Annotated in this window: 14 protein-coding genes; 6 read left to right on the top strand and 8 right to left on the bottom strand. The window is 71.4% G+C overall.

Features of this window, described 5'->3' with window-relative positions:
• Nucleotides 1-11: 11 nt before the first annotated feature.
• Together AB0O15_RS10595 and AB0O15_RS10590 are read right to left on the bottom strand one after the other, a co-directional pair.
• Nucleotides 12-392, bottom strand: coding sequence for a hypothetical protein (locus AB0O15_RS10595; protein WP_364316779.1), 381 nt, complete (start codon nucleotides 390-392; stop codon nucleotides 12-14).
• Nucleotides 389-931 carry a cysteine hydrolase family protein gene (locus tag AB0O15_RS10590; RefSeq protein WP_364316776.1) on the bottom strand — a complete coding sequence of 181 codons (543 nt, stop codon included), beginning with the start codon at nucleotides 929-931 and terminating at the stop codon, nucleotides 389-391. The genes AB0O15_RS10595 and AB0O15_RS10590 overlap by 4 nt, the downstream gene beginning before the upstream one ends.
• A gap of 133 nt (nucleotides 932-1064) precedes the next feature.
• Between AB0O15_RS10590 and AB0O15_RS10585 the strand changes: the two genes are divergently transcribed.
• Nucleotides 1065-1787: an SDR family oxidoreductase gene (locus tag AB0O15_RS10585; protein WP_364316773.1), complete on the top strand. Its 723-nt coding sequence runs from the start codon at nucleotides 1065-1067 to the stop codon at nucleotides 1785-1787.
• Nucleotides 1788-1803: 16 nt separating this feature from the next.
• Here AB0O15_RS10585 and AB0O15_RS10580 read toward each other — a convergent pair whose 3' ends face one another.
• The 4 genes from AB0O15_RS10580 to AB0O15_RS10565 all read right to left on the bottom strand — a co-directional run bounded on the left by AB0O15_RS10580 (nucleotide 1804) and on the right by AB0O15_RS10565 (nucleotide 4467).
• Nucleotides 1804-2724: a sugar kinase gene (locus AB0O15_RS10580; RefSeq protein WP_364316771.1), complete on the bottom strand. Its 921-nt coding sequence runs from the start codon at nucleotides 2722-2724 to the stop codon at nucleotides 1804-1806.
• Nucleotides 2721-3362, bottom strand: a complete 642-nt coding sequence (locus AB0O15_RS10575) for a bifunctional 4-hydroxy-2-oxoglutarate aldolase/2-dehydro-3-deoxy-phosphogluconate aldolase (protein ID WP_364316769.1) — start codon at nucleotides 3360-3362, stop codon at nucleotides 2721-2723. Before AB0O15_RS10575 ends, AB0O15_RS10580 begins: the two co-directional genes overlap by 4 nt.
• A gap of 22 nt (nucleotides 3363-3384) precedes the next feature.
• Entirely contained in the window at nucleotides 3385-3888 is a 504-nt protein-coding gene (locus AB0O15_RS10570) for a hypothetical protein (RefSeq protein ID WP_364316766.1), read from the bottom strand.
• A gap of 117 nt (nucleotides 3889-4005) precedes the next feature.
• Nucleotides 4006-4467 (bottom strand): GNAT family N-acetyltransferase, encoded by a 462-nt coding sequence (locus tag AB0O15_RS10565; RefSeq protein WP_364316763.1) that lies wholly within the window; start codon nucleotides 4465-4467, stop codon nucleotides 4006-4008.
• A 270-nt stretch (nucleotides 4468-4737) separates the two neighbouring features.
• Between AB0O15_RS10565 and AB0O15_RS10560 the strand changes: the two genes are divergently transcribed.
• On the top strand, nucleotides 4738-5136 hold the full coding sequence (locus AB0O15_RS10560) for an NUDIX domain-containing protein (protein ID WP_364316760.1): 399 nt from the start codon (nucleotides 4738-4740) through the stop codon (nucleotides 5134-5136).
• Between the two features lie 455 nt (nucleotides 5137-5591).
• Nucleotides 5592-5990, top strand: a complete 399-nt coding sequence (locus AB0O15_RS10555) for an MmcQ/YjbR family DNA-binding protein (RefSeq protein ID WP_364316757.1) — start codon at nucleotides 5592-5594, stop codon at nucleotides 5988-5990.
• A gap of 421 nt (nucleotides 5991-6411) precedes the next feature.
• Here the strand turns inward: AB0O15_RS10555 and AB0O15_RS10550 are convergent, their stop codons facing one another.
• Nucleotides 6412-7176, bottom strand: a complete 765-nt coding sequence (locus AB0O15_RS10550; RefSeq protein ID WP_364316754.1) for a DinB family protein — start codon at nucleotides 7174-7176, stop codon at nucleotides 6412-6414.
• 530 nt (nucleotides 7177-7706) lie between these two features.
• On the bottom strand, nucleotides 7707-8852 hold the full coding sequence (locus AB0O15_RS10545; RefSeq protein WP_364316751.1) for an MFS transporter: 1146 nt from the start codon (nucleotides 8850-8852) through the stop codon (nucleotides 7707-7709).
• 197 nt (nucleotides 8853-9049) lie between these two features.
• Here AB0O15_RS10545 and AB0O15_RS10540 point away from each other — a divergent pair, with 197 nt between their 5' ends.
• The 3 genes from AB0O15_RS10540 to AB0O15_RS10530 all read left to right on the top strand — a co-directional run bounded on the left by AB0O15_RS10540 (nucleotide 9050) and on the right by AB0O15_RS10530 (nucleotide 12566).
• The gene (locus AB0O15_RS10540; RefSeq protein WP_364316748.1) at nucleotides 9050-9934 is read left to right on the top strand and encodes an NADP-dependent oxidoreductase; all 885 of its coding nucleotides are present in this window, start codon (nucleotides 9050-9052) and stop codon (nucleotides 9932-9934) included.
• Between the two features lie 127 nt (nucleotides 9935-10061).
• A complete protein-coding gene (locus tag AB0O15_RS10535) occupies nucleotides 10062-11975 on the top strand; it encodes an N-acetylmuramoyl-L-alanine amidase (RefSeq protein ID WP_364316745.1) in 1914 nt (637 codons plus the stop codon).
• 138 nt (nucleotides 11976-12113) lie between these two features.
• Nucleotides 12114-12566, top strand: coding sequence for a DUF1990 domain-containing protein (locus AB0O15_RS10530; RefSeq protein WP_364316742.1), 453 nt, complete (start codon nucleotides 12114-12116; stop codon nucleotides 12564-12566).
• The last annotated feature ends 5 nt before the right edge of the window (nucleotides 12567-12571 follow it).

Raw genomic sequence — 12571 nt, 5'->3', positions numbered from 1 at the left:
CGCCAGGTGTCCTAACGGTTGCGAAGCCTCCGCAACATGCGCGCGTCGCCAAATCCGACGGCCCTCGCGGCAGCTTCCACGGTGGATCCGTGGCCGATCAGATGCTCGGCCCGCTCCAGCCGCAAGGACTGCTGGTAGCGGTCCGGGAACTCCCCCGACCGCAGCGGTGACCGCCAGCCCGGCACGACGAGGAGATCGCCGGTGGTCACTCTGGGCGGTTCGGTCTCGGCCACGACCGTCAAACCCTGATGGGTACGTACGTCAGCCCGCCCCGCGACGTACCGCAACTCGTACTCATGTCCCACATCGGCCGCCGCCCCGAACACCTGCGCCGGCCCGGCCAGATCCAGCAGATGCAGACCGGGCGTCAACAGGAAGACGACCCGGGTCACGCCTCGGTCAGCTCCTTCACCGTCCGGATGGTGGCGAACCGCCCCGCGAGCGCGAACTCGGTCCGCTCGATGATGTCGTCCGTGCCGAGCACCCGGTCGTCCCACCGGATCGGGAACGTGGCCGTGGCCTCGGTCACGAAGTCCACCTCGTACCCGAGATCGGCCGCCAGCCGCGCCGTGGTCTCACAGCACTGCTCGGTCTGGATCCCGCAGACGACCACCTTCCGAACCCCGAGCTCGGTGAGCCGCTGCTGCAGATTCGTGGTCGTGAACGCGTTCCGCGACGTCTTGGTCAGAACCGGCTCACCGTCCCGGGGCGCCAGCCCGTCGACCAGCCGCACATGCCCCGACTCCGGATCGAACGGCGTGTCGCTCCCCGGCTCGGAGTGCAACACCCAGATCACCACGTCCCCTTTCTCCCGGGCCGCATCCACCAGCCGCCCCACCTCCACGGCCACCCCCGGATTCGACACCTCCGCCCAGTTCTTCCGCTGTCGAAAGCTCTCCTGCACGTCAATCACCAGCAACGCACTCGTCATGCTGCACAGTCTGGTCACCCGCCTACCCCAGCGGAAGTCACGTTCGAGCCCCCTCCCGGAACGATCCGGTCACTCTGCGGGGCTGATCGGACAGGGGCAGCGGGATATCGAAGGTGGGCGATAGGTTTGGGCGATGGGGGATCTGACCGGGAAGACGGCGGTGGTGACGGGCGGCTCGCGGGGGATCGGGCGGGCGATTGTCGAACGGCTGGGGCGGGACGGCGCGACCGTCGTGTTCAGCTATCACTCGCGGGCCGACGACGCGGCCGAGGTGGTGAAGGCGGTGCCCGGCGCACGGGCCGTCCGGGTCGATCTGGCCGCCGACGACGCCGTGGACACGCTGTTCGCCGGGGTCGACGACCTCGACATCCTGGTGTGCAACGCGGCCGCGCGGTTCTCGCCGGCGCCGGTCGCCGAGGTCACCCCGGCGGAGTACGACCGGGTGATGGCGGTCAACGCCCGGTCGGTCTACTTCTCCATGCAGCACGCCGCGCGGCACATGCGGGACGGCGGCCGCATCATCACACTGTCCACGATGAACACCCGGATGCCCGCGCCCGGCGCCGCCCTCTACATGGGCACCAAGGGCGCGATCGAGCAGTTCGGGCGGGCGCTCATGGGAGAGCTGGGCCCGCGCGGCATCACCGTCAACGCGGTCTCGCCGGGCGCCACCGAGACCGACCTGCTCCGCACCACCAACTCGCCCGAGCAGGTGGCGATGATCGAAGCGCACACGCCGCTCGGCCGGGTCGGGCAGCCCGAGGACATCGCCGATGTCGTGGCCTTCCTGGCCGGGCCGGACGGCCGCTGGATCACCGGCCAGAACCTCCGGGCCGGCGGCGGGCTGGGCGGCTGAAGGCGGCTGGGCGGGGTCACCGCGTGACGTTGTCGGTCGCCGCCACCAGGTCGTCCCGGTAGGGCAGCCCCTCGCAATCGCCCGGGGTGGTGACCGCGAACGCGCCGACCGCGATCGCCGTCCGCAGGCGTGGCCCGGCGGCCGCCCCGGCCATCCGGTCGGCGAGGTAGCCGGCCACGAACGCGTCACCGGCGCCGACCGGGTCGACCACCGTCGCGGCGAGCGCCGGCACCTCGTACCGCCGGCCCTCGATCAAGGCGGCGCAGCCGCGGGCGCCGTCCTTGACCACCACCTCGGCCGGACCGAGCCCGGCCAGCCCGGCCACCGGATCGCCGTCGCCCACGAACAGCGCCGCCTCGTCGGGGCCGGCGAACGCGATGTCGGCCCGCGTCACCAGATCACGCAGCACCGGCGCGGCGTCGAACCGCGACCACAGCTTGGCCCGGTAGTTGACGTCGACCGACACGGTCACCCCGTCGGCGCGGGCCTGCTCGACGGCCTGGAACACGGCGGCGCGGGCGCCCGCGCTCAAGGCCGGCGTGATGCCCGTGACGTGCAGAATGTCGATGTCGCTGAAGGACGCGGGCAGGTCGGCCGGTGACAGCCGCGACCCGGCGCTCCCGGCGCGGTGGTAGTCGACGTGGGTCAGCGCGCCGGTCCGCCGGTAGCGCACCATCAGGCCGGTGAACGCGTCGTCCCGGATGGCGTGAGTGGTCACGCCCTCGTGCCGCAGCCGGTTCGCGATCAGGTCGCCGGTGGCGTCCCGGCCGACCCGCCCCAGCCACGTGGCCCGGCCGCCGAGCCGGGCCACCCCGATGGCCACGTTGCTCTCGGCGCCGCCGATGGCGAACGAGAAGCTCCGGGCGTACTCGAGAAGACCGATCCCGTCCGCGGCGACCAGGCCCATGGTCTCACCGAAGGTGAAGAGCCCGCTCATTCGGCGAACCTGGCCACCGCGACCGCCTCGGCCGCGCGCCGCGCCCGCACCGCGAGCTGACCCAGGTCGCCGCCGGTGAACGCGTCACCGAGCAGCGGCCCGCCCAGACCCACGGCGGAGGCGCCGCTGCTCAGCCAGGCGGTGATGTCGTCGAGGCCGATGCCGCCGGTCGGCATGATCCGGGTGCCGGGCAGCGGGCCGTGCAGATCCTTGAGGTAGCCCGGGCCGACCGCCGACGCCGGGAACAACTTGACCAGCCCGGCGCCGGCCTGCGCGGCGCGGTGGATCTCGCTCGGGGTGAGCCCGCCCGGGTAGAACGGCACGCCGAAGTCCTGCTGCATGGCCGGGTCGACGACCGGCGACACCAGGAACGCCGCGCCCGCGTCGACCGACGCCTTGGCCTGGTCCGGGGTGAGCACGGTGCCGGCCCCGATCACCGCGGACGGCGGCAGCTCGCGCCGCAGCACCGCCAGCGCGTCCAGCGCCCCGCGCGAGGTGAGCGTCACCTCGATCGCGGTGATCCCGTTGCCGACGAGCACGTCGGCCACCGCCGCGAAGCCGTCCGCGGACGCCGCCCGCAGCACCGCGACCACCCCGCTGCGTACGAGCGCGGCGGTGGTGCTGTCCATCTCCGACATGTCGCCCTCCTCAGGGTCGGTGTCAGCTCCGATCCTGCCGGACCACGTTCCGCTGCGGGGGTTCGGTCCGGATCTCCAGCTCCTCGCGGATCGCCGCCTCCAACTCCTGCATGACCAGCGGCACCTGGGCGAGCAGCTCTCGGACGTGTTTCTGCGGTTCCACCCCCGGCGGCGCCGGCCCGTTGGTCGCGTGCAGCTGTTCCAGCTGAAGGTGCACGGCGAGCGCGGCGCTGCGTACCGGCCCCGAGGCCAGCAGCCGCACCTGCGCGAGCGGTGGACCGACCTCGCCCAGGTAGGCCATCGCGTCCGGGGTCTTGTCCTCGGTGCGGAGCCGGTACACGACCCGCTCGAACACGGCCATCAGGTCGACGTACGCGGACTTGCGTTCGGTGTACCACCGCTTCGTCCGGCGGTACCGGCTGCGGGCATAGTCGGTGCGGGCCTGTACGAGCAGCGCCACACCGGCGCCCGCCAGCGCGAACACGACGGCAACGAGGGGCAGCGCCCACCACGGGATCGGAGACACGGGCTAACGGTATCGGTCACCCTTTTTCCGGGTACGCACGAGCACGGCACCGTTCCCGCTCCGCGGCCTGACCGGCCCGTCCAGGCCGTGCCGCGACCGCCGGGCGTGACCGGTCCGTCACTCTCCCGAGCGCCGCCGCCCCCGCCGAGGCAGATTCAGCCGATAGGCCCGATCGTCCCCCAGTTCGAACCCGAACTCTTCACACAGCCGATTGGCGGCCACCCGCGACGGCCGGGACGAGAGATCAATCGTGTAGGCCCCATCAATGCTGGCCAACCGAACCGCCTCGAGCAGCAGGGCCGACCCGACTCCCCGCCCGCGGCACCCAACATCCACCACAACATCCTCAACCCGTGCCCGTACCCCCGTAGGCGTAGGAAACACCACAAGCGTGAGAGTCCCGACAATCTCCCCGTCAAGCCGCCCCACCAGCACCCGGCTACCGGGCCAGGCGACCAGCACCCCCACAGCTTCCACACCGATCAGATCCACCAGGGGCGACAATTGAGGCATAAGCCGAGCCAGCGCAGCGACAACTTCGTCGCCCGCTTCCTCGACAACTTCCACCCCCACACCCATGACCACCGACTCTAAGCCGCGCCGCCCTTCCCCCGACAAGATCACCTCTCGCCCGCGTTGTTTCTCCACGGAGCCCCTACCCCTGTGTTCATCCGGCCGGGCGACGCGACCCCCTCCTTGCCGCGACCTCGACGACCACCGGATCCGCGGCCTTCCCCAACCGCCTCGTTTGCGCACCGCGTTTGTTGGCAGCCCTTGACCGTCGCAGCAATCCGGCCGGCGGCAACGCGATAACCTGTCCGGCTCTGCTCACCGACAGGAACGGCCGACATGCCCGACATCGACAAAATCGCCTGGATCCACCTGCGCGACGGCGCAATCCTCAGCACCCGCAGCCACCACCGGGACGCCTTCTACCTCCCCGGCGGCAAACGCGAGCCCGGCGAGTCCGATCTGGACACCCTGGTGCGCGAGATCCGCGAGGAACTGACCGTAGCCATCGACCCTTCCACGGCCGCCCCCGCCGGCATCTTCGAGGCCCAGGCCCACGCCCACCCCCAGGGCATCCGGGTCCGCATGACCTGTTACACCGCCACCTACTCCGGCACCCTCACCCCGGCCGCCGAGATCGCCGAGCTGGCTTGGCTGACCTACGCCGACCGCAACCGAGTCTCCCCTGTGGACAAACTGATCTTCGACCAGCTCCGAGACGACGGCCAACTCCACTGACCGAACCCGAACCCGAACCCGAACGCCAACGCCAACGCCAACGCCAACGCCAACGCCAACGCCAACGCCAACGCCAACGCATTGTCCAACCACCCGCGCCGAAGCACGAAGGCGTCGTAGCGGCCTGTCCGGCTTCGCGGATGGCGTCGCGCGGGCCGATGCCGTCGAAGATTCCCGCCGCCGGCTCGTGGAACGCACCCTCGCCGGGATCGGCCGACGCGACGCTCGCCACCACGAACGCCCCCCGACCCCCAGCAATCGAGGGTCTACATCGCCGCCATACGCGTCAGCCGCCCACCACTATCACGGCCCTGGTTGAACATGCCGTCGTTGATCGAGCTGACGGCCGCCATCTGACCAACCAAATTCACGGTCCGGCTGTAGATGCCCTCGGCCCTTTTGCTCTGATGTGCTGATGTCCTAACCGGCGGGCAGGATGGGCGCGGGAGGTACAGATGAGCGACATCGTGGACGTTCCACCCGCCGTTGTGGGCCGGCTCCGGGTGATCTGCGGGGAGCTGCCCGAGGCGTACGAGGAGCCGGCGTGGATCGGCCTGCGGTGGCGGATTCGCCGGCGGACGTTCCTGCACGTCTACACCACCGACGGGAGGCGGTCGGCGTACATCGATATGGACGATCCGGCCATCCTGATGACCTTCCGGGCGCCGCCCGGGGAGTTGGCCGCGCTGGCGCATGCCGGCCCTCCGTTCTTCCGGGCCGACTGGGGTGTGAATGTCGTGGGAATGGTGCTGGACGACGAGACGGACTGGGTCGAGGTTGCCGAACTGGTGACGGACAGCTACCGCGTGCAGGCACCTCGCCGCCTCGCGTTCCGGCTGAAGGCAGGTGGATGAACCGCCGGCTACCTCCCCACGTTGCCGCTTATCCAGGTTCGGTGCTGATTCACGGTGGGATAGGTCGGGTTGCCGCACTGGCCAGAGATATTTCAGGAGACGATTCCGATGACGACATCACCCAGTGCCGCATGCTCCGGCCGTCTGGCCGGATTTGCGGGTGCAGTTCGTTCCGGGCGTGATCGGCTTCACGACCTGGTAGATGCCTTCGCAGGTCCACCGCGGCGTGACAGCGAGGAAGACCTCGCGTCGTTCGTGGGGGAAGCCCGCATTGCTGGTCTTTCCGTAGCCGGTCGTGACTACCTCGCCGGTCGGCACCGCGCCCTGGCTGGGCAGTGTGGTGCGATGAGGGGCTCCGACAGCAAGATGGGCTGGTCAAGCGCAGGATCGCGAGATCGCCGGCCATTGCCGGGACGCGCCTTCACCCGGTTCGGGCATCGGCCTCGAGCACGGTGAGGTCGCGGACCGCATACCGGTGATGCTCGGCCTCTTCCTTGCACACCACCGTGAGGCAGCGGCGCACGACGTACTCCCGGTCCGGATATGGGTCCGCCGGCTTGCGACCACACACCCGATCGAGCTCGGCCTCGGTGAGCTCGTCGACGAGCCGGCGCATCGTGGCCATGCGGGCCAGCCGCGGCGCGAGTACCTCGTCGAGCGTCGGGGTGGCATCGAGGGTGAGCCCGAGCTTCGCCGCTGCTTCGGCCGGCATCCCGCCGCCAGGAAGGCCCAACGGGTGGTACGGCGCGTCCTCCTCGAGCACGGCGTTGCCGATCCAGGCATCGCTGGCCATCAGCAGATGCCGCTGCGTCTCGACGAACGACCACTCGCCGTCGACCTGCTCGTGCAGCTTCGCCTCGGGTAGGCGCCTGGCGCGGTCGAGCGTCTCCTCCCATTGCTTCTCGATGGCATCCCAAGCGGCCCGGTATTCGGCGGCGGACGTGGCCTCACGGGCCAGCACCCGGTTGGGATGCAGCCGGTCGAGCTCGGCCTCGACGTAGGCGGTCACGTCGACGTCGTTGACAACGACACGCTCGAAGCCGCCACCGAGGGAGACGTTGCCCCCATAGCAGTCCACGATCTTCAGGCCGGTGACGTCGCAATCGCGAATCTCGAGGCCGGAGAGGTCGCATAGGTGGATGCGGGCACCACGGAACTGGTCACTTTGGGTGTACTCAGCAGGCATCGGGGCAGTTTCCCGTATCCGTCCCGCCCGCGCCAGTGAATGGCACAACGTGAGAGGGCGATAGGCGCGCTTTAGGTGTGTTTCGTGTTTGGTGAGGAGTTAGGGCTGCTGGTCGCGGGCTGTTTGGTCGGTTCGGCCGGCGCCGGCCAGGGTGAACAGGCCGGCCTCGGGTTCGGACAGGACACTGCGTTTGACCAGTCGTTTCAGCTTGGCTCGGACGCCTTCGGTGTCTTTGGGTTCGGTGCCCAGGCCGAGTTGGTGGCAGACGTCGGCCGCCTGCCGCGCGTCTGGCCCGTGGCCGATCCGTTCACGCCGTGCCGGGCGGCGGGTTTGAAGATCCGTCCTACCTGCCACCCCGCCGCACATCGAGCCCCTGGGTCGGTGCCGGCGGTTGCGGGGGCTGGCGTTTCCGCCGGATCCTCCCAATGGCAACGGTGTCTGGCACCTGCTCCGCGGGCCCTTTGGGTCGCTTGGGCGTCGTCGATGCTGTCGCCTACGACCTGGGCGGGGTTCAGGGACTGGTGGGATGGTCATCGGGCCACCCGGGTCATGAACGCGGCGCCGAGCAGGCCGGCCATGGGGGCGAAGGCGAAGCCGTACCAGAGTTGGGTCTCGACCAGGGTGCCGGTCAGGGCGGCGCCGAGTGCGCTGCCGACGGTGAACGCGGTCATGATCCAGGCGAACGCCTCGACGGCGGTGCCGGGGGGAGCCAGGCGGTCGGCGGTGAGGAAGACCGCGGTCAGCAGGGGTGGCAGGGCCAGGCCGCTGATCGTGACCAGGACGGCCATCACGCCTACGCCGGGGACCGTCAGCAGCGGGAGGTAGCCGACGGCCAGCGCCGTGGCCAGCAACGGCAAGCGGCGGGCGTCGCCGGGGGTGGCTCGGGTGTAGAGCAGGCCGCCGGTCAGCGCGCCGGCCGCCTGGGCCGCGAGCAGCCAACCGGTCAGGGAACGGTCGCCGGCCGCCTCGGCGTAGCCGGTCAGCGTCACGGGCAGGCTGCCGACGGCGGCGCCGGCGCAGACCACGCCGGCCACCATGATCGCGAAGCGGTGGACGCGCAGCGGGCCGGCCCAGTGGCGGTGGGCCGGTTGGCCGTGCCAGCCGCGTACGGCGGGGGCCAGCGTGAACACGGCCACGCCGGCCAGCTGGAGCACGGCCGCGGTGATCAGCCCGGCCGCGGGGCCGGCCACGGCGACCGCCGCCACGGTGATCAGCGGGCCGACCACGAAGATGATCTCCTGGACGGCGATGTCCAGGGTGTACGCCGCCGGCACCGCGGCCGGCCGCACCAGCACCGGCCACAGCGCGCGCAGGCAGGCTTCGAGCGGCGGCGTGCCGAGACCGGCGACGGCCGCGCCGGCCAGGGTGAGCACCAGGTTCCGGCCGCCGGACGCGACCAGCAGGTAGCCGAGGCCGGACAGCACCGCGGATCCCCAGAGGACGGGCGTCTGCCGCCAGCGGTCGACCGTGCGGGCGAGCACCGGAGCGCCCACGGCCATCCCGGCGGTGAAGACGGCGACGGTGATCCCGGCCAGCGCGAGGCTCTGCGCCTGCCGGGCGAAGATGAGCAGGGCCAGCGGCGCCGAGCCCAGTGGCAACCGGCCGATCTGGCTGGCGGAGAGGACGAGGGCCACCTGCGGGGCACGCAGGACGGCACGGATCCCGGTATCGGGCATGGGTGATCGCTCCCGGATCTGGGGTTCAGGGGGACACGGAGGGACCGTGTCGCTCAGGGAGCGAAGTCGCCGCGGTCGTGGTCGTTGCCGTACAGCGGCAGATCAGGGGTGACCCACTGGGCGAAGGCGGCCAGGATCGGGGTCACGCCAGAACCCTAGGTTGACCTCAACCGAACTTCAAGTTGCACGCTCGCGGCATGAGAGCCGCCGTGTTCGACCGCTTCGGGCCGCCCGATGTCCTCCACGTCGTCGAGCGGCCCGATCCGGAACCCGGCCCGGGCGAGGTGCGCGTACGGGTGCGGGCGGCCGGCGTCCAGCCGTTCGACGTGGCCGTGCGCGCGGGCGGGATGCCGTGGCTCGACGTGACCTTCCCGTCGGGGATCGGCCAGGAGTACGCCGGCGTGGTCGACCGGGTCGGTCCGGGCGCCGGCTTCGAGGTGGGCGACGAGGTGCTCGGCTCGACCATGCTGGCCGGGCAGGCGTCCGCCCTGATCGCCCCGGCCGCGAACGTCGTGCGCAAGCCACCGGGCCTGTCCTTCCCAGCCGCGGCGGCGATCGTCGCGGCGGGACAGACCGCCACGGGGGCGCTGCGGGAACTCGACCTCCGGCCGGACGATGTGCTGCTGGTGCACGCGGCGGCCGGCAGTGTGGGCACGGTCGCGGTGCAGCTGGCCCGGCGCCTGGGTGCGAAGGTCATCGGCACGGCGAGCCCGGCGAACCACGACTACCTACGGCAGCTGGGCGCCGTGCCGGTCGCGTACGGCGCCGGTCTGGTCGAGAACGTGGTCGCGACCGGTCTCGTGCCGACCGTGGCACTGGACGCGGCCGGCCCGGAGGCGGTCACCGCCTCGATCAAGCTCGGCGTCGACCGGATCGGCACCATCGTCGACGACTCGGCCGGCGGCCGGGTGGTGCGGGCGCCGCGCGACCCGGCCCGCCTCGCCGAGGTCGCCCGGCTGGCCGCCGACGGCGCCCTGCTCATGCCGGTCCGGGCCTATCCGCTGTCCGAGGTGGCCGCCGCCCACGCCGCGGTCGAGTCCCGGCACGGGCGGGGGAAGGTAGTGCTGATCGTGCAGCCGTAGGCCCCTTTGCCGAAAGCCACCCCGCCCGCCGCCCGGACGTTTCATCCTGTTCGGGGAACTTGGTACCTATCTTGCGGAGGGGACAGGTGTGACTCTCGTTCCGAAAGTGACCGCTGCCGTCGTACTGATGACCGTTTTGTCCGTTCCAAACCCGGCGCTGGCCGCGGAAGCGCCGGTGCTCCAGACCCTGCCGATCGGCGTGGCCAACCGGGCCGCCGCCGCGCCGGAGACCCGCCCGTTCGCCCTGGTCGGCGCCACCTGGGACGACCCGGCGGCCGCCCTGGCCACGACCATCACCGTCCGCACCCGCTCGGCGGCGACCGGCCGGTGGTCGGCCTGGCAGCCGCTGGAGAGCGACGGCCGCTCCCCCGCCGAGCCGGGCAGCGCCGACAGCTTCGGCCGCGGCCGCACCGACCCGGTGTGGGTGGACACCTCCGACGCCGTCGAGGCGCACACCACGGACGGCGTACTCCCGCGGGGTCTGCGCCTCGACCTGATCAACCCGGACACCCGCCACATCGAGACCGACGTCGCGCGAAAAGCCGCCCTCCCGCCGCGACCGATCCCGCGCTACGTGAGCCGGGCCGGCTGGGGCGCCGACGAGTCGATCGTGAAGAACGCGCCCGAGTACACGCCGTCGGTGCGGGCGTTCTTCGTGCACCACACCGCGACGGCCAACAACTACCGCTGCGCCGACTCGGCCCGGATCGTCCGCGGCATCGAGGCGTACCACGTGAAGAGCAACCACTGGAACGACATCGGCTACAACTTCCTGGTCGACAAGTGCGGGACGCTCTTCGAGGGCCGCAGGGGCGGCGTGACGCGGCCGGTGCTGGGCGCGCACACGCTCGGCTTCAACTCGTACAGCAGCGCCATCGCCGTGATCGGCAACTACGACGGCGTCGGCGCCCCGGCCACGGTCCGCAACGTGGTCGCCCAGGTCGCCGCGTACAAGCTGGGAATGTACCGGGTGCCGCCGATCGGCCGGTCGGCGCTGATCTCCAGCGGCAGCGACCTCTTCCCGCGCGGCACGAAGGTGGTACTCAACCGGATCTCCGGCCACCGCGACACCAACGAGACGACCTGTCCCGGCGGGTCGCTCTACCGGCAGTTGCCCGCGATCCGCCGGGTGGCCGGCGCGGCGCCGGCCGGGCTGCGGATGCGCGCGGTGTACGGGGCGGTCGCCGGCGGCTCGGTCTACTACGCGCGCGGCGCGATCCGGGTGTACTGGGGCCTGGCCACGCCCACGATGATGATGAGCCGGTTCGACGTGTACGTGGACGGCCGGCACGTCACCTCGGCCTCGAGCGCCGGCCGCATCGCGCTGCTGCGGATGCGCCCCGGCCGGCACACGGTGACCGTCCTGGCGATCCACCTGTCCGGCCGCACGACCCGCCTGACCCGCACGGTGGTGGTCGACGCGACGCCGCCGACGTTCGTGTCCGGTCCATCACTGATCCTGCGGCCCGGCAGCCTGAACGGCTCGGTTCCGGTGCGCCTGGGCTGGGGCGTCGGCGACCCGAGCGGCCTGCGGACGCTGGCCCTGACCAGCCCGCGGCCGGTGTTCTTCGGGGTCGGCCGGCGCACCTTCGACACGGTCGCGGTCCCGAACGCCGCCCGCGCCTGGGCGATCAAGGCGGTCGACCGTCCCGGCAACACCACGGTCGGCAAGATCGTCCGCACCCCGTCGATGGTCAACGACGCGACGGCCGCCCACTCCGGCCGCTGGGCCACGGTGCGTAACCCGCTGTACCTGAGCGGCACCGCCTCCCAGAGCACGACCAGGGGTTCCAGCATCGCGTGGACGTTCACCGGCCGCTCGGCCGCACTGGCCGTGACCAGAACACCGGCGAGCGGCCGCGCCACCATCTACGTGGACGGCGTCAACACCGGCACGCTCGACCTGAGCAGCCGCCAGACGGTCAACCGGGTGGCGATCTGGGCCAAGAACTGGGGCGCGAGCGGCCGCCACACGGTCCGCATCGTCAGCAGCGGGACTCGCCCCGGCATTGTCGTCGATGGATTGGTCGTTCTCCGCTAAGGGTTTTGTTGTGGCCGGGCCCGAGTCTTTCGGGTCCGGCCTTTTTTCCGGTACGGGCACACCACGGCCCCGTTCCCACTCGGCGACCCAGGCGGTGGGTTGCGGCCGTTGCGCCCGTTCCGGGCTTAACGTCGGGGCATGGGTCACTTCACCTACCCACAGGTCGGCGCCACCCGTGACGCCGACCTGCCCGCGGGGTTCCATCACCTGACCCGGTCCGTGCCGATCTCCGACTTCGAGCGCGTGGCCGGCGCCCTGATGAGCTGGTCCATCCATCGCCGCGCTTTTTTAACCATTTCGGCGCCGCCTCCTACGCCTGGCCTCACGGTGGTCATGCGTCTCGCGTTCCTGACGATTCCGTGCCGTGTCGTGTACGTGGTCGACGAGCCCGGCCGGCGGGGCTTCGCGTACGGCACGCTGCCCGGGCATCCCGAGTCCGGCGAAGAGTTGTTCCTGGTCACCCGCACCCGGTTCGAGATACGGGCGTTCAGCCGGCCCGCCACGCGGCTGGCCCGGGCGGGTGGTCCGCTGACCCGCGTCGCGCAGTCGCTGGCGACAAATCGCTACCTCGCGGCGGCCCGGTCCACGTAGGGTCC

Source organism: Actinoplanes sp. NPDC089786, assembly GCF_040684855.1.
Lineage (GTDB): Bacteria > Actinomycetota > Actinomycetes > Mycobacteriales > Micromonosporaceae > Actinoplanes.
The sequence above is the reverse complement of the archived record's forward strand: the minus strand, read 5'-3'. Positions and strand labels throughout refer to the sequence as shown.